Annotated in this window: 23 protein-coding genes; 11 read left to right on the forward strand and 12 right to left on the reverse strand. The window is 63.6% G+C overall.

All coding sequences use genetic code 11. The features are described from left to right. Window positions 1–118 precede the first annotated feature (118 nt). Window positions 119–607, reverse strand: a complete 489-nt coding sequence (locus CKO42_RS05885; RefSeq protein WP_200240424.1) for a hypothetical protein — start codon at window positions 605–607, stop codon at window positions 119–121. Then, on the reverse strand, window positions 604–909 hold the full coding sequence (locus CKO42_RS05890) for a nucleotidyltransferase domain-containing protein (protein ID WP_200240426.1): 306 nt from the start codon (window positions 907–909) through the stop codon (window positions 604–606). The genes CKO42_RS05885 and CKO42_RS05890 overlap by 4 nt, the downstream gene beginning before the upstream one ends. A gap of 402 nt (window positions 910–1,311) precedes the next feature. Between CKO42_RS05890 and mnmA the strand changes: the two genes are divergently transcribed. After that, complete coding sequence (gene mnmA / locus CKO42_RS05895) at window positions 1,312–2,409, forward strand: tRNA 2-thiouridine(34) synthase MnmA (RefSeq protein ID WP_200240434.1); 1,098 nt, start codon at window positions 1,312–1,314, stop codon at window positions 2,407–2,409. 440 nt (window positions 2,410–2,849) lie between these two features. Here the strand turns inward: mnmA and CKO42_RS05900 are convergent, their stop codons facing one another. Both CKO42_RS05900 and CKO42_RS05905 read right to left on the reverse strand, forming a co-directional pair. Next, entirely contained in the window at window positions 2,850–3,155 is a 306-nt protein-coding gene (locus CKO42_RS05900) for a BrnA antitoxin family protein (RefSeq protein WP_200240436.1), read from the reverse strand. Window positions 3,156–3,240: 85 nt separating this feature from the next. After that, the gene (locus tag CKO42_RS05905) at window positions 3,241–3,456 is read right to left on the reverse strand and encodes a BrnT family toxin (RefSeq protein WP_200240438.1); all 216 of its coding nucleotides are present in this window, start codon (window positions 3,454–3,456) and stop codon (window positions 3,241–3,243) included. Between the two features lie 19 nt (window positions 3,457–3,475). On the opposite strand from CKO42_RS05905, the gene CKO42_RS28445 reads away from it, so the two are divergent. The 6 genes from CKO42_RS28445 (at window position 3,476) to CKO42_RS05930 (ending at window position 10,882) form a co-directional block, all read left to right on the forward strand. Next, entirely contained in the window at window positions 3,476–3,715 is a 240-nt protein-coding gene (locus tag CKO42_RS28445) for an aminomethyltransferase beta-barrel domain-containing protein (RefSeq protein ID WP_420844271.1), read from the forward strand. Next, on the forward strand, window positions 3,705–4,346 hold the full coding sequence (gene hflD, locus CKO42_RS05910) for a high frequency lysogenization protein HflD (RefSeq protein ID WP_200240440.1): 642 nt from the start codon (window positions 3,705–3,707) through the stop codon (window positions 4,344–4,346). Before CKO42_RS28445 ends, hflD begins: the two co-directional genes overlap by 11 nt. 133 nt (window positions 4,347–4,479) lie before the next feature. Further along, window positions 4,480–7,146 carry an aconitate hydratase AcnA gene (gene acnA, locus CKO42_RS05915; RefSeq protein ID WP_200240442.1) on the forward strand — a complete coding sequence of 889 codons (2,667 nt, stop codon included), beginning with the start codon at window positions 4,480–4,482 and terminating at the stop codon, window positions 7,144–7,146. A gap of 18 nt (window positions 7,147–7,164) precedes the next feature. Beyond that, window positions 7,165–8,532, forward strand: coding sequence for an adenylosuccinate lyase (gene purB, locus CKO42_RS05920; RefSeq protein WP_200240444.1), 1,368 nt, complete (start codon window positions 7,165–7,167; stop codon window positions 8,530–8,532). 188 nt (window positions 8,533–8,720) lie between these two features. Next, window positions 8,721–9,653, forward strand: coding sequence for a DMT family transporter (locus CKO42_RS05925; RefSeq protein WP_200240446.1), 933 nt, complete (start codon window positions 8,721–8,723; stop codon window positions 9,651–9,653). After that, window positions 9,650–10,882 carry a JmjC domain-containing protein gene (locus CKO42_RS05930; protein WP_200240448.1) on the forward strand — a complete coding sequence of 411 codons (1,233 nt, stop codon included), beginning with the start codon at window positions 9,650–9,652 and terminating at the stop codon, window positions 10,880–10,882. The genes CKO42_RS05925 and CKO42_RS05930 overlap by 4 nt, the downstream gene beginning before the upstream one ends. Window positions 10,883–10,954: 72 nt before the next feature. Here CKO42_RS05930 and CKO42_RS05935 read toward each other — a convergent pair whose 3' ends face one another. Together CKO42_RS05935 and CKO42_RS05940 are read right to left on the reverse strand one after the other, a co-directional pair. Continuing rightward, complete coding sequence (locus tag CKO42_RS05935) at window positions 10,955–11,524, reverse strand: OmpA family protein (protein ID WP_200240450.1); 570 nt, start codon at window positions 11,522–11,524, stop codon at window positions 10,955–10,957. 143 nt (window positions 11,525–11,667) lie between these two features. Then, entirely contained in the window at window positions 11,668–12,261 is a 594-nt protein-coding gene (locus CKO42_RS05940; RefSeq protein ID WP_200240452.1) for an OmpA family protein, read from the reverse strand. A gap of 388 nt (window positions 12,262–12,649) precedes the next feature. Between CKO42_RS05940 and CKO42_RS05945 the strand changes: the two genes are divergently transcribed. The 3 genes from CKO42_RS05945 to CKO42_RS05955 all read left to right on the forward strand — a co-directional run bounded on the left by CKO42_RS05945 (window position 12,650) and on the right by CKO42_RS05955 (window position 16,812). Beyond that, entirely contained in the window at window positions 12,650–13,369 is a 720-nt protein-coding gene (locus tag CKO42_RS05945) for a uracil-DNA glycosylase family protein (protein ID WP_242479155.1), read from the forward strand. Window positions 13,370–13,520: 151 nt separating this feature from the next. Next, on the forward strand, window positions 13,521–15,095 hold the full coding sequence (locus tag CKO42_RS05950) for an AAA-like domain-containing protein (protein WP_200240454.1): 1,575 nt from the start codon (window positions 13,521–13,523) through the stop codon (window positions 15,093–15,095). A gap of 142 nt (window positions 15,096–15,237) precedes the next feature. Then, on the forward strand, window positions 15,238–16,812 hold the full coding sequence (locus CKO42_RS05955; protein WP_200240642.1) for a P-loop NTPase family protein: 1,575 nt from the start codon (window positions 15,238–15,240) through the stop codon (window positions 16,810–16,812). Between the two features lie 164 nt (window positions 16,813–16,976). Here CKO42_RS05955 and CKO42_RS05960 read toward each other — a convergent pair whose 3' ends face one another. After that, complete coding sequence (locus CKO42_RS05960) at window positions 16,977–18,812, reverse strand: V-type ATP synthase subunit A (protein WP_338034859.1); 1,836 nt, start codon at window positions 18,810–18,812, stop codon at window positions 16,977–16,979. 219 nt (window positions 18,813–19,031) lie between these two features. Further along, a complete protein-coding gene (locus CKO42_RS05965; RefSeq protein WP_242479156.1) occupies window positions 19,032–19,736 on the reverse strand; it encodes a DUF2764 family protein in 705 nt (234 codons plus the stop codon). 64 nt (window positions 19,737–19,800) lie between these two features. On the opposite strand from CKO42_RS05965, the gene CKO42_RS05970 reads away from it, so the two are divergent. Then, window positions 19,801–20,010 (forward strand): hypothetical protein, encoded by a 210-nt coding sequence (locus CKO42_RS05970; protein WP_200240460.1) that lies wholly within the window; start codon window positions 19,801–19,803, stop codon window positions 20,008–20,010. On the opposite strand, the gene CKO42_RS05975 is transcribed toward CKO42_RS05970, so the two are convergent. The 4 genes from CKO42_RS05975 to CKO42_RS05990 form a co-directional block, all read right to left on the reverse strand. After that, on the reverse strand, window positions 20,003–20,743 hold the full coding sequence (locus CKO42_RS05975) for a hypothetical protein (protein ID WP_242479157.1): 741 nt from the start codon (window positions 20,741–20,743) through the stop codon (window positions 20,003–20,005). The genes CKO42_RS05970 and CKO42_RS05975 overlap by 8 nt on opposite strands. A 128-nt stretch (window positions 20,744–20,871) precedes the next feature. Further along, entirely contained in the window at window positions 20,872–21,318 is a 447-nt protein-coding gene (locus tag CKO42_RS05980) for an ATP synthase subunit C (RefSeq protein WP_200240462.1), read from the reverse strand. Next, the gene (locus tag CKO42_RS05985) at window positions 21,315–23,129 is read right to left on the reverse strand and encodes a V-type ATP synthase subunit I (RefSeq protein WP_200240464.1); all 1,815 of its coding nucleotides are present in this window, start codon (window positions 23,127–23,129) and stop codon (window positions 21,315–21,317) included. Before CKO42_RS05985 ends, CKO42_RS05980 begins: the two co-directional genes overlap by 4 nt. A 1-nt stretch (window position 23,130) precedes the next feature. Next, window positions 23,131–23,736: a V-type ATP synthase subunit D gene (locus CKO42_RS05990; protein WP_200240466.1), complete on the reverse strand. Its 606-nt coding sequence runs from the start codon at window positions 23,734–23,736 to the stop codon at window positions 23,131–23,133. Window positions 23,737–23,741 lie beyond the last annotated feature (5 nt).

Raw genomic sequence — 23,741 nt, forward strand, 5'->3', positions numbered from 1 at the left:
GGGCGCTGTTGTTCGTGGCGAGGGATCTTGCCCGGCTGCGCAACACTGTCTTTCCACTGTGCGATCAGTTCGCGACAGCCGAGTTCCGGGCTCCATCCATCGTGGATCGCCGCCAGGGTCAAGGCGTCGGCGCTTCGGACGTCAGAGCCAAGCGCTGCGCGACCAGGTCCAGGATGGCCTTGAGCCTGTCTGAGGCCTCAAAAGCCATGTTCAGCACACTGGCGTTACGTTCTGGCTCATCTGGGTACTCGGGCGCGAACTGGTTGCGAATGGCGCGCAGCCGTGGCCACTCCTCGGCCTGCTCCAGATAACCCAGTTGTTCCAGGCGGTTGAGCTTGTCCAGCATGGGCCGGTGCTCGTAAGGCTCTTGTAAATAGCCCAGCACGGCAGGCAGCAGGCGGCTGCCTATGGCATCCTGCAGCTTGCCAAAACGCAGCACGAATTGATCCAGATCCTGCACGGTCTCCGCATCCAGTGTTTCCAGGCGCTCGCCCGTCAACGGTCGCCAAGGCGCAAGGACGGTCAGTGCGTAGGTCATGTAACGACGATGCTGTAAGCACTCGCGCCAGGCCTGCTGCAGGCGCAAACTGGGGATATCGTCTGTCATAGGGGGATGCCCGTCTGCTCGGCGATGGTGAAGATCGGTGGGCGCAGTCGCCGGTTAGGATGGTCGATGAGGACATCGATGCGCTGTTCTCCAAGCGCCTGCTGCAGCTGCATCTGAAAAGCGATCTCCGCGTTCGCGAGCGCGCTGGGCTCGGCGAGCGAGGTGCTAATCAGCAGGTCGATGTCGCCGCCGCGTTTGCAATCATCGGTCCGTGATCCAAACAGGCGCACGCTCGCGTTGGGGCCAAAGCAGCTCAGTGTTGCGCTTTTGATTGTCTGACGTTGGTGGTCGTTCAAGCGCACAGCGCATCTCCTCGCGTTCTAGACGCGCATCAACGAGCGAGTCGTCTAGGCCAAGAAATCAGGCCCTGTGCCCCGGGCCCTGCAACGAGGCCATGAAGTGAACTCATGAGTTCATGCCAGAATCGTGATGTTGACAGCAGGGCTTTGCCCTCGCTCATGAGGACGAGGCGCTCATGCCTCTGATGTGTGCAGTCGAGCTTATCCTGCCATGTCGCATTGATCCAGCGATGGCTTGGCTGCTCTAACCAGCATGGCGGAGGGCTAGCCACCCCGTTAGATGAATCGCAGGAGATTCAGGTTTGCGTGAAGCTCGTGACTGATCCGATCCGATCCGATCCGGGCAGGGTGGTATGGCGCCAGGCAGGTTACCCTGAACAGCGCGACTTATCGGAGGTGAAGAGGATGGCTGAATCGAATGCTGAGCGGGTCATCGTCGGCCTCTCCGGTGGCGTCGACTCGGCCGTGGCCGCGCATCTGCTGCTGGAGCAGGGCTACCAGGTCGAGGCCCTGTTCATGAAGAACTGGGAGGAGGATGACGAGCCCGGCTATTGCGCGGCGGCCGAGGATCTGGCCGATGCTGAAGCGGTGGCCGAGCGGCTCGGTATCCGGCTGCATCGGGTCAATTTTGCGACCGAATACTGGGACCGGGTGTTCGAGCATTTCCTGGCCGAGTATCGCGCCTTGCGCACGCCAAACCCGGATGTGCTCTGCAACAAGGAGGTCAAGTTCAAGGCCTTCCTGGATCATGCACTGACCCTTGGTGCCGATGCGATCGCAACCGGCCACTACGCGCGCGTTGAGCACGGCACCGATGGTACGCACTTGCGCCTCGCTGTGGATGCGAACAAGGACCAGACCTACTTTCTGCATCAGCTCAGCCAGGCGCAGCTCGAGCGGGCGCTATTCCCGCTGGCCGACCTGACCAAGACTGAGGTCAGGGCGAGAGCGCGCCAGCTCGGGCTGGCGAACGCCGAGAAGAAGGACAGCACCGGCATCTGCTTCATCGGCGAGCGCCGGTTTGCGGACTTCCTCGACCGCTACCTGCCGCGCAATCCGGGGCCGATCATGACCCCCGAGGGCGAGGTTGTGGGCGAGCATCGCGGGCTCGCCTGGTACACCATTGGTCAGCGCCAGGGGCTTGGCATCGGCGGGGTCGCTGCGCATGAGGAGGCGCCTTGGTTCGTGGCGGCCAAGGCGGTCGAGCGCAATGCGCTGATCGTCGTGCAGGGGGGTGACCATCCACTGCTTTATTCAGAGCATCTGGTCGGCGAGCAGTTGCACTGGATCGCTGGGCGGCCACCTATGGCCGCGCCGATCAACTGTCTTTGCCGGTTAAGGCATCGGCAACCGTTGCAGCGCTGTACCATCATCGATGTCGATAGCACGTCATGCCAGGTGCGATTCGATGTGCCACAGCGCGCGATCACGCCTGGCCAGTCGGCGGTGTTCTATCTCGACGATGACTGTCTGGGTGGCTGCGTCGTTCGGCAGGCCGGCTAGGGGCAATCCCTGCCGGCTGGGTCAAAGGTCAAAGGTCAAAGGTCAAAGGTCAAAGGTCAAAGGTCAAGCCGCCGTGCCACTGACTCGGCTTCATCGCCTGCATCTAACGGTCCTGAGAGTCGACGTTCTTGCATCGTAGGCCCATGATGCCTGCGTTGATGTCCACACATCCAACAAGAACAGACGCATGGCGTCGCAACACAGATGCCCAGCGTTCGTCGGCAGCTGCCTGCATGATGGTTCCAATATTGGCTACGCTGGCGCTTGAGTCGCGCGATCTGATGGCGCCGCAACGCCCGTTTCATGTTTTTCACTTGCACAATCCCGGAACAGGTCATTGTTCCAGGCGGCCGCTCCTTCGAGCGACCACCTGGGCCTGAATCGTGATTTGCAGAACAGGATGCTGAGCTTCATCTCTCTACTGGGCGCTCTTGTGTGGGTTAGGTGTCAGGTCGATGGGCGTCGCAAAAGGCTCGCAATACAGCATTCATCCGGGTTTGATATCCGGTACCCTGGGCCTTGAACCAGGCCAACACGTCATCATCGACGCGCAGCGCGATTTGAGTCTTGCGCGAAGGAATCGGTAAGCCCTTGTGCGCTATCGCATTGGCCCAGTCGTCTGGTGAAGTCATCGGGGCGTCTTCTGTATAGACCACCTCTGAATCGGGCTGAGCGCGGAGCCTTTCCCAGTCCGTGTCACCTCTAGTGCCCTTTGCGGTATCGCTGTGTCCAAGTTCTTTCTTCATGACCGACTGCCTTACGAGCTGAAATGAGGACGACAAAAAGGGCGACACCGTAGATCACTCCGATGCTCCGAAATCGGCGTTCGCGTTATGCTTCTCTGGCGTCTTCGCGAGTGAGGAGGTCGCCGTCAAAAAACGCCTCTAAATCGGCGAAGTCGACGCCATGTTGATCCCGATTGATCAGCCGCTTCGATTCATCCCAGGTGATCATGTCTGTGAGTGTAGATGCAAGTGTATATACGCGCAAGTAGCGGGTAAGGTAAAGACTTTCTAGGTGAACGACTGTTTTTGCCGGCTGCGGCATCGCTAACCGCTGCAGTCCTGTGCCGTGGTCGGTTACGATAGCCGGTCTTGCTAGGTTCGATGCGGCCTGCCTGCCTCTGAGCGCGGTGACGCCGGGCCATGCTGCTCTGTTCTACCTGGATGATGATTGCCTGGGTGGCTGCGTGCGCTTTGGCAGGCCACTTAGTGTCGAGCCCGAGCGCTCTTGCAGAGCCACAGATTTCGCTTTCCGCCAGCCCGACTGGCACGCGCCTTCGAGACTTGAAATCCATGCCCTATAGCGACCAAGACCGCATCATCGCGCTCGCCGGACTCCACCAGGCGGCGCATTGCGTGCTGCGCATCGCCAACCGCGGCAGCGTGGACATCGATCAGATGGAGCCTTGCCTCTACAGTCTGTTCCAGGTCGATGCCGATGATGTGCCGGCTGTGTACGGCGAGCCCGGCGCGGTGGCGACTGGGGCCCGACAGATCATCGCCCAGCTCACCGGCCAGCCGGAGCGCAACATGGAGATGACGCGCTATGTGATCACGCTGCTCAAGCATGAGCGCACCCTGGCTGGCCGGGGCGATATGCTGGCGGCGATCGGCGAGGGTATCGAGGCGTCGCGCGAGGCCCGCGGCGACGCGCCCTTGATCGACCGCGATGTGATCGCCCGTTTCGCCAGCCTCTATTCGGCGACCATCAGCAAGCTCGAGCCGCGCATCATTGTGCGCGGCAACCCGCTCTATCTGCAGAACGAGGAGAATCAGGAGCGCATCCGCGCGCTGTTGCTGGCCGGCATCCGCTCGGCGATCCTTTGGCGGCAGTGCGGCGGGCGGCGGATGCAGATCCTACTCGGCCGGCGCAAATTGCTCGATGCCGCGCGCGCCTACCTGAGCCCGACCGCGAGCGCGCAGCAGCCGAGTTAAGGCGTTCTGCTCCATGCAACTGAGCGCTGGGTGGTCGCATGCCCGCTGATCATGGTCATAAAGATGTCATTCGGCCGTCGCCTCACTAGAATCGTCTTAATTCCGCAGTCAACGTATTTACGGGAGCCTCCTCATGCACGACAGCTTCAAGTCCAAGGCCCGTCTCGACGCCGCTGGCAAATCCTACGAGATCTTTCGCGTCGACGCGGTGCCGAACAGCGCGCGGCTGCCGTTCTCGCTCAAGATCCTGCTCGAGAATCTGCTTCGGTACGAGGATGGTGTCACGGTCAAGCGGGCCGATATCGCGGCGCTGGCCAACTGGGACGCCAAGGCGGAGCCGGATCGGGAGATTCAGTACCGCCCGGCGCGGGTGCTGATGCAGGACTTCACCGGCGTGCCGGCGGTGGTCGACCTGGCGGCGATGCGCGATGCGATGAGCGCGCTAGGCGGTGATCCGAACAAGATCAATCCGCTGCAACCGGCGGAGCTGGTGATCGACCACTCGGTGCAGGTCGATAACTATGGCTCCGACAGCGCGCTCGAGCTGAACGCGCAGCTCGAGTTCTCGCGTAACCGTGAGCGCTACCGGTTCCTGAAGTGGGGCCAGCAGGCGTTCGATGACTTCAAGGTAGTACCGCCAGATACCGGCATCGTGCATCAGGTCAACGTCGAGTATCTGGCGCGCGTCGTCTTTGGCCGCGAGGTCAATGGCGTGCTTCAGGCCTATCCGGACACATTGGTCGGCACCGATTCGCATACCACCATGATCAATGGGGTCGGTGTGCTGGGCTGGGGTGTCGGTGGCATCGAAGCCGAGGCCTCGATGCTCGGCCAGCCGGTCTCGATGCTGATCCCGCAGGTGGTGGGCGTGAAGCTGAGCGGACGGCTGCCCGAGGGCGCCACCGCCACCGACCTAGTGCTGACCATCGTCGAACAGCTACGCCAGCATGGCGTGGTCGGCAAGCTGGTCGAGTTCTATGGCCCGGCGGTGAAGAGCCTGCCGATGGGTGACCGCACCACTATCGCTAACATGGCGCCCGAGTATGGCGCCACCTGCGGTCTGTTCCCGATCGATGACGAGACCCTCGATTTTATGCGCCTCACCGGCCGCAGCGATGAGCAGGTCGCGCTGGTCGAGGCCTATGCCAAGGCCCAGGGCATGTTCGATGCCGACGGCACCTTCGAGGCCGATTTCAGTGAGACCCTGGAGCTGGATATCGGCAGCATCGTGCCAAGCCTGGCCGGCCCCAAGCGCCCGCAGGATCGGGTGCCGCTGACCGAGATCAAGGCCAGCTTCGCCGGCGCGCTGAAGACGCAGAATGCCGAGCGCGGGGTCGATGATCGCCCCGCCGTGACCACCGAGATCGATGGCGAGCAGGTCGCGATCGGCGACGGCGCGGTGGTGATCGCGGCGATTACCTCTTGCACCAATACCTCGAACCCAACGGTCATGCTCGGCGCCGGACTGGTGGCGAAGAAGGCCGCCGCGCTTGGCCTGAAGGTGCCGGCCTGGGTCAAGACCTCGCTCGGGCCGGGCTCGATGGTGGTCACGCGCTATCTGGAGGCCGCTGGGCTGATGGACCCGCTGAAGCAGCTCGGCTTCCATGTCGTCGGCTACGGCTGCACCACCTGCATCGGCAACTCCGGCCCACTGCGTCCGGAGGTCTCGAAGGCGATCAGCGATGGCGATCTGACCGTCGCCTCGGTGCTGTCGGGCAACCGCAACTTCGAGGGCCGTGTGCATCCCGAGGTGCGGATGAACTACCTGGCCTCGCCGCCACTGGTCGTGATCTACGCGCTCGCCGGTCGGATGGGCTTCGATCCCTATAACGACCCGATCGCTGACGATGCCGACGGCAATCCGGTGTTCATGCGCGACATCTGGCCGACCCAGGCCGAGGTCGCCGATACCGTTTCCAGCTTCCTCGGCCAAGACGATTTCCGCTCGACCTACGCCGACGTCTTCGCTGGCGATGCCCATTGGCAGAAGCTCGAGGCGCCTGCGGGCAAGGTCTTCGATTGGGACCCAAGCTCGACTTACATCCAAGAGCCGCCTTACTTCCAGGGCATCCAGATGGAGCCAGAGCCGGTGCAGCCGATCCGTGACGCGCGCTGTCTGGCGGTGCTCGGCGACTCGGTCACGACCGACCACATCTCGCCGGCTGGCAGCATCAAGGCCGACAGCCCGGCCGGGCACTATCTGGTCGAGCAGGGCGTGGCGCCAGGCGACTTCAACTCCTACGGCTCGCGCCGCGGCAACCATCAGGTCATGATGCGCGGCACCTTCGCCAACATCCGGCTGCGCAACCGCATGGCGCCCGGGACCGAGGGCGGCGTGACCCTGCATCAGCCGTCGGGCGAGCAGGAGTCGATCTACGACGCGGCGATGCGCTATCAGGCCGAGGGCGTGCCGGTGGTGGTGATTGCCGGCAAGGAATACGGCTCCGGCTCGTCGCGCGATTGGGCCGCGAAGGGGCCGCGCTTGCTCGGCGTGCGGGCGGTGATCGCCGAGAGCTACGAGCGCATCCATCGCACCAATCTGGTCTGCATGGGCATCTTGCCGTTGCAGTTCCAGCCGGGCGAGAGCGCCGAATCGCTTGGCCTGACTGGCAGCGAGCTGTTCAGCATCGGTGATCTCGAGGACGGCAATGCCAAACAGGTCGAGGTGACCGCGACCCATGCTGATGGCAGCGAGGTGCGCTTCCAGGCCAAGGTCCGCATCGACACCCCGAACGAAGCCGATTACTACCGCAATGGCGGCATCCTGCACTATGTGCTGCGGCGCCTGGCGGTGGCCTGAGCGGAGCGCGTGACCCTCATGGAGTTATCTTCCCTCACCGCCATCTCGCCCATCGACGGCCGCTATGGCGCCAAGACCGCTGATCTGCGCTCGATCTTCAGCGAATTCGGGCTGATCCGGCATCGAGTGGTGGTCGAGATCGCCTGGCTGAAGGCGCTTGCCGATTGTCCTGAGATCGCCGAGGTGCCGGCGCTCTCGAACGACGCCCAGCAACGGCTCGATGCGATCGGTGGCGAGTTCTCGGTCGAGGATGCCGCGCGCATCAAGGCCATCGAGCGCACCACTAATCACGACGTCAAGGCGGTCGAGTATTTCCTGAAGGAGCGCATCGCCGATCACGCCGAGCTGGCGGCGGTCTCGGAGTTCATCCACTTTGCCTGCACCTCCGAGGACATCAATAATCTGGCGCACGGTCTGATGCTCAAGGATGGGCGCGATCATGTGCTGCTGCCGCGCATGGATGCGTTGATCGAGGCGCTGCGCACGCTGGCGCATTGCCATGCCGAGCTGCCGATGCTCTCGCGCACCCATGGCCAGCCGGCCTCGCCGACCACGCTTGGCAAGGAGCTGGCCAATCTCGTACACCGGCTGCGGCGCCAGCGCAATGCAGTCGCCGCCGTTGCGCTCCAAGGCAAGATCAATGGCGCGGTCGGCAACTACAACGCCCATCTGGTTGCCTATCCGGAGCTGAATTGGCCGGACTTTGCGCGCCAGTTCGTCGAATCGCTCGGGCTGGAATGGAATCCCTATACCATCCAGATCGAGCCACACGACGGCATGGCCGAGCTGTTCGATGCCATCGGCCGCTTCAATACGGTGCTGATCGATGGCTGCCGGGACATCTGGGGCTATATCTCGCTCGGCTACTTCAAACAGCGCACGGTCGAAGGCGAGGTCGGCTCCTCGACCATGCCGCATAAGGTCAACCCGATCGACTTTGAGAACGCCGAGGGCAATCTCGGCATCGCCAATGCGCTCTTTGATCATCTCTCGGCGAAGCTGCCGATCTCGCGTTGGCAGCGTGACCTCACCGATTCGACCGTACTGCGCAATCTCGGTGTGGCGGTTGCGCATACGCTGATCGCGCTCGATTCGGCGCTCAAGGGGACCGGCAAGTTGGATGCCAACCCCGCACAGTTGGCGGCCGATCTGGACGCCAACTGGGAGGTGCTCGCGGAGCCGATCCAGACTGTCATGCGCCGTTACGGTGTCGAGCAGCCCTATGAGAAGCTCAAGGCCCTGACGCGTGGGCAGCGGATTGGCCCGGATGCCTTGGCGACCTTTGTCGAGACCCTTGAGATCCCCGAGGCGGCCAAGGCCGAGCTGCGGGCGCTGACGCCGACGCGCTATATCGGCAATGCCGCGGAGCAGGCGAAGGCCATCTGAGCGAGGCCCGTTTAGGAGCATTCAATGGAGGACGCCTCGCCTGATCAAGACGACGGCCTTTTGTCGAGCGACACACGCCGGCGTTTCGCTTTGGGGTGGGCTGCGACCTGATGGCGAGAGCGCATAGCGTGCATGCTAGCCTGCCGTCAGCTAGTCGATGCCGTGGTCGGCCTTTACGCCCCCAGCGGTTGCTGCTCGGAGCCGCCTTCATCGTCCTCGGTGAATTCTGCTTTGCGTCGATGGGGGTCGGCATTCGCATTGTTTCGGCGGAGCTGCCGAATGCGATGGTCGTCTTTGGGCGCAATCTCATTGGCCTGATGCTGATTGCGCCCTGGCTGCTGCGCCACGGTCTGGGCGATGTCAAAACCGCGGTGCCTGGCCTGCATCTGCTGCGGGCCATGGCTGGCCTCGGTGCCATGTATTGCTTTTACTATGCAATTGCTGAGCTGCCCTTGGCCGAGGCCATGCTGCTCAAGCTGACCGCGCCGATCTTTATTCCCCTCATCGCCATTCTCTGGCTGCATGAGCGAGTGACTGCTCTGCTTTGGGTCGCGCTTGGGATCGGCTTTGCTGGCGTGATCCTGATCTTGGAGCCCGATCTAGGTCAACATTGGGCTGGGATCTCGCCAGTAGCCTTGATCGGCCTGCTGGGCGGGGTGCTGGCAGCGGTCGCCAAGGTCACGGTGCGTCGGCTTTCGCGCAGCGAGCCGATCGGACGCATCGTCTTCTATTTCGCGCTCGTCGGTGTCTCGGTCTCGGCGCTGCCGCTATTCTGGGACTGGCAGACACCGACATTCGTCGCGCTGCTCTGGCTATTCGGCATCGGCATGGCGGCGACGCTAGGCCAGTTGGCGCTGACGCGCGGCCTCTCTTTGGCGGCGGCTTCGAGCATGGGTGCCTTTGGCTACTTTTCGGTCGTGTTCGGCGCTGGTTATGGGTGGCTGTTCTGGGGTGAGCCGCTGACCTTGACCCTAGTGCTGGGGAGTCTGTTGATTGCCATCGGCGGCCTGCTGGCGAGTCGCTCCAGCAACTTCCGGCCTATCGAGCCGACGCCTGCTGCAGAGCCAACCGTCTCTGGGGTGAACAATCGACCCGCTGCCAAGGTGACCTCCAGTCCATGAGCACATGGCCTCACTTCCCCAAGCTTCGGTTTCCCAACGGTCTGGATGCGCAGGGCTTCCTCGCGCGTTATTGGCAGCGTGAGCCTTTGCTCATGCGCCAGGCCTTGCCCGGGTTTGAGAACCCCTTGCCCGGTGATGAGCTGGCCGGCCTCGCCTGCGAGCCCGATGTCGAGTCACGCATCATCCTGGAGCAGGCGGAGCAGGGGCCATGGCAGGTGCAGCATGGACCCTTTGACGCCGAGCGTTTTGCCGCCTTGCCACCGAGTCACTGGACGCTGCTGGTCCAAGACGTCGATAAGCACATCGCTGAGATCGGCGCCTTGCTTGACCGCTTCGATTTTCTGCCGAGATGGCGCATCGACGACATCATGGTCAGCTACGCCGAGGACCAAGGCTCGGTCGGCCCGCATGTCGACGACTACGATGTGTTTCTGATCCAGGCTGAGGGACGCCGGCGCTGGCGTATCGCGACCGATCCGAGGGCACCCATGGCGCTGATCCCGGACCTCGAGATCCGGGTCTTGCGGCAGTTTCAGGCGGATCAGGAGTGGCTGCTGGAGCCGGGCGATATCCTCTATCTTCCGCCTGGCGTCCCGCATTGGGGCATCGCCGAGGGCGCCTGTCAGACTTGGTCAGTCGGACTGCGCGCCCCGGCCTGGCGCGAATTAGCCGATGATTGGCTCGCCCAAGTCGCCGAGCGATTCACGCCGCCCGGGCGCTGGCAAGATCGCAAGTCGGCACCAGCATCAAATCCGGCAGAGCTGGATCAAGCGAGCGTTCAGGCCATGCGCGCAGTGATCGAGTCTGGCGTCGCAGCGGCCGGTCTCGATGCATTTACGACTTGGCTGGGGGCTTGGCTGACCGAGCCAAAGCTCAATCTGGAGTTGGAGCCGCCTGCGCCGCCCTGGACAGAGGCGGAGGTGATCTCGGCCCTCGAGGCGTCGCAGCGCTTTGAGCGCGATGGGCGCTCCCTGATGCTGTTCGCGGCGCCGCTGGCGTTAGACGCTCGAGACACGCAAGAGTCGCATCATCATGTCTCGCTGTTCGCCAATGGGCGGGAACATGCGCTGCCGGCTGAGCTGGTGCCGCTGATCTCACTCGTGGCGAATCGGCGGACGCTGGAGCTTTCAGAGGTTCGCGCTTGGCTGCGCGAGCCACGCGCTAGGTCGTTGATCGCTGACCTATTTAACGCAGGCCACTACCTGATGGTGGATGTCGAGGACTGCTGAGCAACCGAGCCATCTGCGCTTTTCGAGCCAGGCCCAGCAAGCTCAGTGGTGCGCCAGCATCGGCATCCTGCTCTAGCGATCGACCTTGGTGATGACGACGCGGCGCTGCTCGACCGAGAACGGGCTGTACTGTGGCAGCAGGTCACGCTTGCCACGGCTTTCGGCCGGGGCGAGCAAGGAGGCAGGGTAGCCTTGGGCGATGAAGTAGTTACGCACAGCGGTCGCGCGCCGCATGCCAAGCGCCATGTTGTACGCGTCCGAGCCTTTGGCATCGGTGTGGCCGACGATGGTGACGTATTCTTGGGCTGGTGAGCGCAGCACCTTGTCGATGTAGCTGTCGATGGTGGCCAGTACCCAGCGATTCACCACGGTATCTGGAACGATGTACTCGTCGAACTCGAAGAGCAGTTTAACGGTGAGCTGTTCAGGAACTCGCGCTGCGCCGCATTCTGGAAGACGCGTGCTGTTTGGGTCTTCCCAGCAATCGCCGAATTGCCGTTCAGGACCCCAGTAGTCCGAGTAGACCGGGGCAGAGGGCGCTTGGGCGGTGCCGCTCGAGAATCCCGCGAAGCTTGCGTTGGGGAAGTTAAGCGTGAGGTAGACAACGAGTGTGGCAATGACTGAGGTGGCAAGGGCCTTCACGGGAGCACCGCCGATGGAGTCCAAAAAAGAAGCCGGCTAGACAGAGGCTAGCCGGCTATTCATGCCTCCGCCCGGGGCGAAGTCAGTAGGAACAGGCTCGACAATCTGGTCGACCGAGCCGTTGTCCCTGCAGGAGTCGACGCTTACTGGTCGACCTTGGTGATGACGACGCGGCGCTGCTCGACCGAGAACGGGCTGTACTGAGGCAGCAGATCGCGCTTGCCAAGGCTCTCGGCGGGAGCCAGCAGGCGGGCCGGGTAGCCTTCGGCAATGAAGTAGCTGCGGACCGCGTCGGCACGACGCATGCCAAGCGCCATGTTATAGGCGTCGGAGCCTTTGGCATCGGTGTGGCCAACGATGGTCACGTACTCTTCGACCGGGGTGCCTTGCACCTGGGCGATGTACTCATCGATGACGGCCAGCTCTTCGCGGTTGACCACGGTCTCTGGCACCTGGTACTTGTCGAACTCGAACAACAGCTTCACGGTGATCTCAGCCGGCACGATGATTTCGCGCTCGCAAGGCGGCAGATTGTTCGGGCCGTCTGGATAAGCACTCTGCCAGCACTCGCCGTAGCTGGTTGCCCACAACTGACCGTCAGGGAAGTTCCGGTCGCCCGCTGCGTACCAGTACGACTCTTCGAGATCCTGGGCAACGGCTGCGCTGCCAACGAAGAGGGCGGCGACTGCAGTGCAGGCAACTGCCGCACTGCGGAGAGATTTCGTGGTGATGAACATTCAGTGGCTCCTATCGAAAGTTAGAGGTGCAGACTCGAGAACGGCCTTGGAAATTTCAGCAGCTGGCGCTGATCTTGTGTCGACGAATCAACTGCTGCCGTGGAACAATGATAGCGCGTTGTCGGTAAAATGAAACAGGAAAAGCGAAAAAACCGCAGTCATGGGCGAACTATACCATAGTAGTGCAGCCTGAACACAAGGTTACCGTTAGGTTGTTAAATTACAACAGCTGTCTCAAAGGCCGCGAAGCAGGGCTGTTTATGTACGCTGGGCAGGCGTTTAGTGGGTTATCGGCTCGGCGCGGAAGACTCGGCGAGCAAGACTAGGAGCGCCCACTCGAGACATTGGCAGCACGGCAGAACATGAACGTCGACGGGAGGGTACTCTGATGCTGCTGAACGTGGCGAAAAGGCTACAGAAGGACGTCGCCGCGCTCGCTTTTGGTCCACCAGTGGCCTTTGTCTACAACCCGCTCGCCTACGCCTGGGATGCTCACGCGGCTTATCTGGAGCGCTATGGTGAAGGCCGCCGCTCGGTCGTGCTCTTGGGCATGAATCCGGGTCCATTCGGGATGGCTCAGACCGGCGTGCCCTTTGGCGACGTCGAGATGGTGCGCGATTGGCTCGGTATCGAGGCGCCAGTGGGTGCGCCAGCAGCACAGCATCCGAAGCGGCCGGTGCTCGGGTTTCAGTGTCCGCGCCGAGAGGTCAGCGGCCAGCGGCTTTGGGGTTGGGCGCGGGCGCGTTTCGGCACGCCAGAGCGCTTCTTTGCGCAATGCTTCGTGGTCAATTATTGCCCGTTAGCGTTCATGACCGAGACCGGGCGGAATTTGACGCCGGACGCCTTGCCTGCTGATGAGAGAGCGCCGTTGTTTGCCGCCTGCGATCGGGCGCTGCGGTCGACAATAGATCTGCTCGAGCCCGCGCATGTCATTGGAATCGGCCGGTTCGCCGAGGATCGGGCGCGCGCCGCGCTGGCGGGGCGTGCTCTTCAGATCGGCCGCATCCTGCATCCAAGCCCCGCGAGTCCGGCCGCGAATCGGGGCTGGGCGGAGCAGGCGGAGCGAGGATTATTGCAGTTGGGTATTCAGCTTCCAGACAGCGCTTGAGACGCTCATCGACTTGCCATGATCTACTTGCCCTCATCGACTGACTGCTCGAACCTCGAGAGCGTGCGTGGACGAGGGGGCGCAAGTGGGGGGCTGCTATGCTTGATCGCTCGGCAGCGATCACTAGCGATCAATGAGGAGCGGTGTGACGATGCGCTTTTTCAATACCGAGGGGCCTGTGCGGGCCGATCTACATTACCTGCTGCCACCGCTCACGCGCTGGGATCTGGAGGAGGTGCTGGCGCTGATTGAGCAGAAGAAATACTTCCTGCTCCACGCTCCTCGCCAGACCGGTAAGACGTCCTGTTTATTGGCGCTGATGGCGCATCTGAACCGCGAGGGGCAGTATCGAGCGGTCTATGCCAATCTAGAGGTGGCGCAGACCACACGCGAGGATGTCACTCGTGGCATGGCGGCCATCTGTAGCGTGCTGGGACGTTCGATCGAGTTTTATCTCCAAGACCCGAGCATCGATGCTTGGAATCAGACCTTTGGACCGCGCCTGACCCCAGAGGATCGTCTGTTGCGGCTCTTGGCGACTTGGGCCAGCGCTGACGAGCGCCCGGCCGTGCTGTTGCTCGACGAGGTCGATGCGCTCGTCGGCGACACGCTTGTCGCCCTGCTGCGCCAACTGCGGGCCGGCTATTCCCAGCGTCCGCAAGCCTTTCCTAACACAGTCATCCTCTGCGGCGTGCGCGATCTGCGCGACTATCGCATCCACGCCCGCTCCGAGCCGGCGCCGATCACCGGCGGCAGTGCCTTCAACATCAAGGCCGAGTCGTTGCGTCTGGGTGATTTCAGCGAGGCGGAAACGCGGACCTTGCTGCAAGAGCATACCCAAGAAACCGGTCAGGTCTTCACCCCGGAGGCGCTGCAGCAGGTCTGGACCCTGACCCAAGGTCAGCCCTGGCTGGTCAACGCATTGGCCTATCAGGCCTGTTTCCGCTCCCGCGAGGGACGCGATCGCACCCGGCCAATCGATGCAGCGATGATTGACGCAGCCAAGGAGTACCTGATCCTCAATCGCGTCACCCATCTCGATCAACTGGCCGACAAGCTGCGTGAGGAGCGGGTGCGACGCATCATCGAGCCGATGCTGGCAGGCGAGTCGCTCGACAGTGTGCCCTTGGACGATCGCGACTATCTGGTCGATCTCGGCCTGCTGCGCCGTGCGGCTGGTGGAGGCCTGGTGGTCGCCAATCCGATCTATCGAGAAGTCTTGCCGCGCATGTTGGCACTCGGTCCGCAGGATTCCCTGCCGCAGATCAGCCCGACCTGGCTCGATGAGCAGGGCCAGCTTGATCTTGAGGCGCTACTCGCGGCCTTTCTCGACTTCTGGCGTCAGCATGGCGAGCCGCTGCTGAAAAGTGCCCCCTATCATGAGATCGCCCCGCATCTGGTGCTGATGGCCTTTCTGCACCGGGTGGTCAACGGCGGCGGCACGTTGGAGCGCGAGTATGCCATCGGCGCCGGGCGCATGGATCTGTGTCTGCGCTATGGCGCGGTGACGCTCGGCATCGAACTCAAGGTTTGGCGTGATGGGCGTCCCGATCCGTTGGCGCGCGGGCTCGAGCAGCTCGATGGCTATCTGGCCGGTTTGGGGCTCGAGTGCGGTTGGCTGGTACTCTTCGATCGCCGCAGTGGACAGCCGCCGATCGAGGAGCGCACCCGCGTTGATGAGGCGCTCAGTCCAAGTGGGCGGCGGATTCAGGTGATTCGGGCCTGATCGCGACGCTGGAGCGCATCGGCCCGAGGCGCTCAGTCTGGATAGGCAGCGCGTTTGGCTGCTTCGGCCCTGAGTGCTACGACGGTTAGCGGGCACTGCTATGCTTGATCGTTCAGCAGCGATCAATGAGGGCGGTGAGGCCATGCGCTTTTTCAATACCGAAGGGCCGGTGCGGGCCGATAAACATTACCTGCTACCGCCGCTGCAGCGCTGGCACCTCGATGAGGTGCTTGCATTGATTGAGGGAGAAAAATATTTCCTGCTCCACGCCCCGCGCCAGACCGGCAAGACCTCCTGCTTGCTGGCGTTGATGGCGCATCTGAACCGCGAGGGACGGTATCGGGCGGTGTATGCCAATCTGGAAGGCGCGCAGGCCTATCGCGAGCGCATCGAGCCGGCGATGGCGACCATCGTCACCGACATCGCCATGTGGGCCAGCGATGGCGTCGGGGATACCGAAGCCCCAGCCCTGGCCCGCGAGGTGCTGGCGCAAACACCGCCAGGCTCGGCGCTTGGGGTCTTTTTGAGCCGCTGGTGCGCGCGCCTAGAGGCTCCGCTCGTGCTCTTGCTCGATGAGGTCGATGCCCTGGTCGGCGACACCCTGATCTCGCTGCTGCGCCAGTTACGGGCCGGTTATACCAAGCGCCCCAATGCCTTCCCCAGCAGCCTGGTGCTGTGCGGCGTGCGCGATCTGCGCGACTATCGCATCCATTCCAGTGCGCAACAGGCCGTCATCACCGGCGGCAGTGCCTTCAACATCAAGGCCGAGTCGTTGCGTCTGGGTGATTTCAGCGAGGCGGAAACGCGGACCTTGCTGCAAGAACATACCCAAGAGACCGGTCAGGTCTTTACCCCGGAGGCGCTGCAGCAGGTTTGGACGCTCACCCAAGGCCAGCCCTGGCTGGTCAACGCACTGGCCTATCAGGCCTGTTTTCGCTCGCCCGAGGGGCGCGATCGCACCCGGCCGATCGATGCGGCGATGATCGAGGCGGCCAAGGAGCATCTCATCCTCAATCGCGTCACCCATCTCGATCAACTGGCCGATAAGCTACGCGAGGAGCGGGTGCGACGCATCATTGAGCCGATGTTGGCGGGCGAGTCGCTGGAGCAGCTACCGCTCAGCGACCTCGAATATCTGACCGATCTCGGGCTGTTACGCCAGCGCAATGGCGGTGGCATCGAGATCGCCAATCCGATCTACCGCGAGGTCTTGCCGCGCACCCTGGCCCTGGTGCCTCAGGCCTCGCTGCCCAGCATCAGCCCGACCTGGCTCGATGAGCAGGGCCAGCTTGATCCGGAGCAGCTGTTAGCGGCCTTCCTCGACTTCTGGCGCCAGCATGGCGAGCCGCTGCTCAAGAGCGCGCCCTATCATGAGATCGCCCCGCATCTGGTGCTGATGGCCTTTCTGCACCGGGTGGTCAACGGCGGCGGCACCTTGGAGCGCGAGTATGCGATCGGCGCCGGGCGCATGGATCTGTGTCTGCACTATGGCGCGGTGACGCTCGGCATCGAGCTGAAGGTCTGGCGCGATGGCCGGCCTGATCCGCTCTCGCGCGGCTTGGGGCAACTTGATGGCTATTTGGCCGGGTTGGGACTGGACGGCGGCTGGCTGGTGCTCTTCGATCGCCGTTCCGCACAGCCGCCGATCGAGGAGCGTACCGGCGTTGACGAGGCGCTCAGTCCGGGTGGCCGTCGGATTCAGGTGATTCGGGCCTGATCGCAAGGCTCATGGCGCCATGACAGTGAGAAGAGACGATGAATAGAATCGCTACAGACTTTGAAGCAGGCAAAGGAATGAACCCTTCTTCAAAGAAAACGCTAACCATGGACTGCGAGCAGCAAGACAATAGCCGCTGATCAACAGCGGTTTGCTGTGCTCCTTCAGGCGCTGGCGTCCTCAACAGACCCCACCGGCACCGCCACCTCATCCGCCAAGCTGGCGATCTCGTTCAGCAGCCGCTTGTAATCCGGACTCTCGGGCGCAGCATAGTTGAAGTTCTTGAACAGCCCAGTGAGCTTGATGAAGAACTCGCGCGCGGCGCCTTTGCCGTCGAAGTCATACTCGCGATGCACCAGCTCGTAGACCCGCTCGAAGGTCATCTGCTGACGTTCGATCGGCACCGAGGCATCGACCTTGTCGAAGGCATCCTGCTGTAGGAAGACCATGTCGACGAACAGCGCCTTCTGATAGATCAGGTAGTCAGCCAGGGTCACGCCTTCCTCGCCGGTGACCTGCATCATCTGCTGCACGCGGTCGCCTTGGCGCAGCAGCTCTTGGATGCGCTTGACCCGCGTGACCCAGCTCGGATCGATGTGCGCGCCATACCAGTCGGCGAGCTGGTCAAGATAGCGTGACCAGGAGATCAGCGGATCGATGGCGGGGTAGAAGCGCTTGTAGGCGCGGTCATAGGACAGCCCCAAGAAGGTCTTCACCGTGCTTAGGGTCGACTGGGTGACCGGCTCCTCGAAGTTGCCGCCCGCTGGCGAGACGGAGCCGATCATAGTCAGGCTGCCGTGGCTACCGTCGGCGGTGCGAAATACACCGGCGCGCTCGTAGACGCTGCGGATCGAGGAGTCGAGATAGGCCGGGAAGGCCTCTTCGCCTGGGATCTCCTCGAGTCGGCCCGAGGTCTCGCGCATCGCCTGCGCCCAGCGTGAGGTGGAGTCGGCCAGCAGCAGCACCTGATAGCCCATCTGGCGGTAATACTCGCCCAGCGTGATGCCGGTGTAGATCGAGGCCTCACGCGCCGCGACCGGCATTGACGAGGTGTTGCAGACGATGATGGTGCGGTCCATCAGCGAGCCGCCGGTCATCGGATCGGTGAGCCCAGGGAACTCGGTCAGCGTCTCGACCACCTCGCCAGCACGCTCGCCGCAGGCAACGACGATGACGATATCGACCGACGAATGCTTGGCGATCAAATGCTGCAGCACCGTCTTGCCGGCGCCGAACGGCCCTGGGATACAGCCGGTGCCGCCGCGGGCGATCGGGAAGAAGGTATCGACCAGCCGGATCGTCGTGATCATCGGCTCGGAGGGATACAGGCGCTCGATGGCGCGGGTACGCAGCATACGCTCGGTCAGTGGGCGCCGGACTGGCCAGCGTCGGGTCAGATCCAGCGAGCGTTCCAGGCCATGTTGATCGCGGATGCGCACCACTGGCGTATCGACGGTGACGCTGCCCTCGCGAATCCATGTCACCTCGACTTCGCCGAGCTGGTCGAAGGGCACCATGATCTTGTGCGAGAAGGTGCCCTCTTGGACGGTGCCGAGCACGCCACCGGCCTTGAGCTTGGCCCCGGCCTGCACGCGCGGCACGAACGACCATTTCTTACCCTGATCCAGCGCCGGCATCTCGACCCCGCGCGGCAGGAAGGTGCCATGGCGCACGGCTAGGCTCTCCAGCGGATTCTGCAGCCCGTCGTAGACCTGGCCGAGCAGACCGGGACCAAGCGTCACCGAGAGCAGATCACCGCTCTGCACCACCGGATCGCCAATCGACACCCCAGCGGTGTCCTCGAACACCTGCACATCGGCGAAGCGACCGCGCACCCGCAGCACCTCGGCCTTGAGTCGTTCTTGGACGCCGCTCTCGGAGGGACGACGCGGCGCGATATAGACCACCTCGTTCTTCACCAGCGGCAGCGGCGCGCCCTCGTCGCTGCCACCCTCAATGGTGACCAGCGATTCCTGCACCGCGACCACGCGCGTCGGCACCGGCGCTGGGTGCGAGCCCGAGCCCGAGCCCGAACTCGAGGCTGGGCCCGAGCCAGATGCTGGACCCGAGCCCGATGTCGTGTGCGCGGTCTTCGGCGATGGTTCAACCGCAGCCGCAGCCGCTCTGTGATCAGCCACAATCAGCATCCTCTCAGTGATTCAGTCATCTTGGTCCACTCGCCACTCGCCACTCGCCACTCACCACTCACCACTCACCACTCACGCAGCGGTCTCGGCAAGCAGCGTCTCGAGCGCTTCGAGTCCAGTCCCGAGCCCGGTTTGGCTCTCAGCAGAGCGCCCCTCATGGAGTCCAGCCTCGACCAGATGAGCAAAACGCTCCAGCGCCGCGCCGGCATCGTAACGGGTCCAGCGTGCGACCAGGTCCCAGCAGGCGACATAGGCCACCACCGCCTCGAAATCGAACGTATGCTCGGCGCCGATGCGCTCGAGATGCGTCCAGACGGTGCCGAGCAGCAGACGCTCCAGACCCAAGGCGTCGTCGCGCTCAAGCAGGCGCTTGGCCTCTGGCAGCCAGGGGAACACCCGCTCCAGGCGAAAATGCGGCTCGCCCCAATGGCGCCGGATCAGCGGTACCCAGCGGCCGAAGCCCCAGCGCCGCCGCTCGGAGGGCGCAAGGCCACCGGCATGCCGATGGCGCAGCGCGGCAACCAGGGTGCGCATCTCCAGGCGCCAGATCACCAGCTCGCGGACGAAGTCGTTGTGGATCTCGGCGATGCCCTGATCGGCCTGACGCACTAGGGCTTCGTCATCGATCTCAAAACGCTGATCCTTCCAAGCGATCAGTGCCTCAAACTTGGCGAGATCTTCGGCATCCTCGGGCTCGAGCCAGCGCAGCCGCATCTCTAGGCGCAGCCTTGAGAGCGGCGTCTGCTTGGCACCGAACAGCGGCCCGTGCGCGGGCAACGAAGTTAACAATGTTAAGTAGCGGTCACTCGGTGCCATTGCCATCGCCTAGCGCAGGCCTGCCATGGAAGAGGTGGCTCTTCGCCCGGACGCGAGGCGGTTCGTCACCGTCTTGCCCTTTGTACCGACCGTGGAACTCAATGCTCGCCGCACGACCGAGCTGACCTTCGCACCGACCGCACCGAACGTTGGGCTTAACGTGAGACTCGCCGACAAGCTGGCCCTGGCCATTGGGCTGGCTGCTGAAGTGAACTCTAGGCCTGCCATCACTTAACGGTCCCTTCCAGGATCGCCCGAAAGCGCGGCTGCAGATGCGCCAGGATCAGCTCGGCGACCTTCTCGTCGCTGAGATCGATCTCGATCTGCTTGTTGCGCAGCTGGATGCGGATGCCGTGGGCCTCGTCGTCGGAGACCTGGAAATTGACCCCTTCCTCGAGCACCTCGGAGGCCACCGCCAGCACGAAGTGCGAGAGCGAGCCTTCGCGCAGTTCGAGCGGATTGCGGCGCAGCTCTTCGATGCCGATCAGCTCGCGCGGCAGCACGATCTCGACCTGATCGCCGGGCTCGATGCCGGCCTCGTCGCGACCGCGCCGCGCTACCTCTAGGATCAGCTGCTGCAGGAATTCCTCACGCTCGAGCTCGGTGGTGATCAGCCGCCGGACCTTCTCACTGATGGCGCCGGTCAGCACCGCCGTCATCCGCAGCACGGTATCGCGCATAGCCAGGCGCAGCGCGTCTTCGCCAGCGGTCTTGAGGGCTGCGGCCTCTTGGCGTGCATCGTTGATCAGGCGCTCAGCCTCAGCCTCAGCCTCGGCGCGGATGCGCGTGGCCTGCTGGCGCGCCTCCTGCTCGATTCGGGCCGCCTCGGCGCGGCCTTTGGTGACCCCCTCATCGCGCAGGCGTTGGATCAGGGCGTCGACCCCGGCCGAGGTCGCGCTCGCCGGGGGTCTCTCGCGGGCGGTGTCGCGGGTCATCTCGCGGGCTGTCTCGAGCTTGGGCTCAGTCATCGAAAACTCCCGGTTGAAACCTCCCCCTTCCGGGGGATCATGCCGCACGGAAAAGGCGTCACCGCTTCCGTGCTGTCTCGTCCGGCTGGACCGGGCGTGAGCGTGGATTGAAACATCGGGATGATCCTTTAAGCCGGAATGTTGCCAGCAAGCACCAGCGCGAAGACGAAGACGAACACCGAGAAGCCTTCGACGATGGCCGCGGGCGCCAGCGACAAGCCAAAGATCTCCGGCTTCACCTTCATCGCCTGGATCGCCGAGGCGCAGGCGCGACCCTGCAACACGCTGGCATAGAGCAGTGCGATGCCGGCCAGCAGGCCGATGCCGAACAGGCCAGGGGCAGCGGTGTCGGTGACCTCGCGTTGTAGCGTGAACATGATCACGATGCCGTAGATGACGCCGGTGGAGGGCATCACCGAGACACCGAGATAGCGGCCATGGCCAGACTCGGTATCGACCATGGCGCCGATCGCGGCCTGGCCAGCGATGGCGCAGCCGATGATGCTGCCGATGGCGCCGAGTGCCAGGGCGCCGTACATGCCTGCCCAGCCGAGCGCGACAACCAACTGGTTCATTCGATGATCTCCGTCTTCTTGAAGGGTCGGAAGGGATAGCCCTCGCCGGACAATGCCCAATTATAGAATTCGATGTAGTTCAGCCGCAGGCCATGCACCACGCCGCTGACCAGCCCGAGCGCCAGATTCAGGCTATGCCCGATCAGCAGCAGGAGGATCTGCAGCAGCAGCCCTAGGCCAGGGACATCGGCATCGACCTGCACGGCCAGATCATTGAAGGTCAGCGCCAGCGAGGCCGAGGCGAGACCAAGCGCGAACAGCCGCAGATAAGACAGCGTGTCGCCGAAGATCTTGGTCACCTGCGACAGCGCCAGCAGCCCGTCGAGGACGCGCATCAGCACTGAGCCGAGGCCCGTGATCGGGCGCGCACTGCTGCCAAAGAACACCATCGCGAGGCCGATCGCAATCCCGCCGTAGCCGACCAGCTCGATGGTCGCGGCCTGTTCCGGTGGCGCCAAGGTCAGCCCAAGCCAGAGCCCGAAACCGCTCAGCGCGACCAGGCTCCAGCCGATTGGCGCCAGCGCTTGCAGTCGTGGCCAGAGGTTGCCGACCCGCACTAGGTTGGCCAGCACCAGATGCAGCACGCCGATGCCGACCGAGAGTCGCATCATGCTGTCGAAGTCCTGGATGTCGAGCAGGTGCAGTTGGGCGGGCAGGCTTTCGGGCGGCGGCGCCACCCCGAAGTAGCTGCCGACCAGCACGCCCCAGGCGAAGGAGGTCGCGGCGATGCTGCTCGCGAGCACGCGGAAGCGACGTCCCTTGTTCGAACTGCCGAGCTTGCGCCAGAACAGCAGCAGCCCGAGGCCGAGCAGGGCGGCGTAGCCGGCATCCGAGAGGATCATCGCGAAGAAGAGCGCGAACGAGAAAAACAGGATGCGGCTCGGGTCGAAGCTGTCGTAGGCCGGCATCTGGTAGAAGCCGACCAGATCCTCACCGGCGCCGAGCGGTTCCGGATTGGTCAGTAAGGTCGGCGGTGCGTCGCCCGGCGCTGGGTCTTCGATCAGCAGCGCCAGCCCCTGCTCGGCGGCGAGGGCCTCCACCGCCGGGACCTGCGGCACGCCGACCCAGCCTTGCACCGCGAACAGGCCATCGGCGTCGAGGGTCAGACTCTGGGCGTGGGTCAGTACGGCCTGATCCTCGGCGCGGGCAAAGTGCTTGCTGAGCAGGTAGATCCAGCGGGTCAGGGCGCGCCGATCGGCCTCCAGCGCCTCCAGCTCCAGCTCGGCGGCCTCGAGCTGCTGCTCGACCTGGCTCAGCGATAGGGCGCCGGTGTGGGTGCGCGGCACCGGCAGCGCGTCGGCTGGCGGCTCCTCCGGCGCGATCACGACCAAGAACGCCTCGCGGTTGTCTTGGTGCACCACCTGCCAGGGCAGCTCCAGGTCTTCGAGCTCTTTCAGTCGTCGCAACGGCACCGAGTAGAACCAGAGCTTTTCGCCCGCCAGCGCCTCGCCCGGCGGCAGGCTGAAGTCGCCCCAGGGCGCGAGATCCTTGGCGCGCTGGGCGAGGGCGTCGCGACGGTCGAGGGTGGCGCGGATCTGATCCTTATTGGCAAGCACCGACCGGATGGTCGTGGCCAAGTCGAAGTCGGCCTCGTTGTGCACCTGCCGCCGCTTTTCCGGCTCATCGACCAGATAGCGCAACGCCTGTCGCGCCTCGACGGCGTGCTCCGGTGGCAGCGTTTCCGGCTGCGATGAGGCGGGCGCGAGCGGCACCAGATGCAGGCAGCCGAGCGCCTGCAGCCGGTCCATCACGGCCTGCTTTTGATCTTGGCTGCCGACCAGCGACAGCCGCTTCAGTGGCTCAATGGCCATCTTAGCCTAGCCCCTCCGCGGCACGTTTCTTCTTGGCGATCTTCGAGCGCACCACGGCGGCGCGCTCGGCATCGGAGAGCGCGATGCGGATGCGCTTGATGTTGGCCCGAGTCTGCGGGATCAGTACCTTGTCGAACAGATTCACGCGCTGGGTCACGGTGCGCACGGCCTGGTCCAGCAGTGCCAGACGTTGCTCGGCGAGCAGCAGCTCGATGCGCAGCCACAGCGCCTCGCGCAGCTTGTCGACCAGTGGCTCGATCCAGTGCGGCTTTGATAGGTAGCCATAAGGTCGCACCGCGATCTTCAGCTCGGCCAGCGTCGGTAGCCAGGTGCCCATGCGGTTCTCGCGCCCAAGCTCGACCTGTTCGACTCGGACCAATCCGGCCAGGTCGACCTCATGGTTGGCGAGCATCGGCAGGGTCTCGGCAACGCGCTGCCGCACCGCCTCCAGCTTGGCCTCGAGCTCGCGCTGCTCGGCCTGCGCCCGCGCGCGCTCGCCCATTAGCTGCTTGCGCTTCATGTCCAGCGAGGGCAGGAACTGCTGATAGCTCTTCAGCTGCTGCGACTGCTGCGACAGCGAGGATTTGCTGAGCGAGACCTTGGCCATGAGGT

This window comes from Lamprobacter modestohalophilus, assembly GCF_016583905.1.
Taxonomy (GTDB): Bacteria; Pseudomonadota; Gammaproteobacteria; order Chromatiales; family Chromatiaceae; genus Lamprobacter; species Lamprobacter modestohalophilus.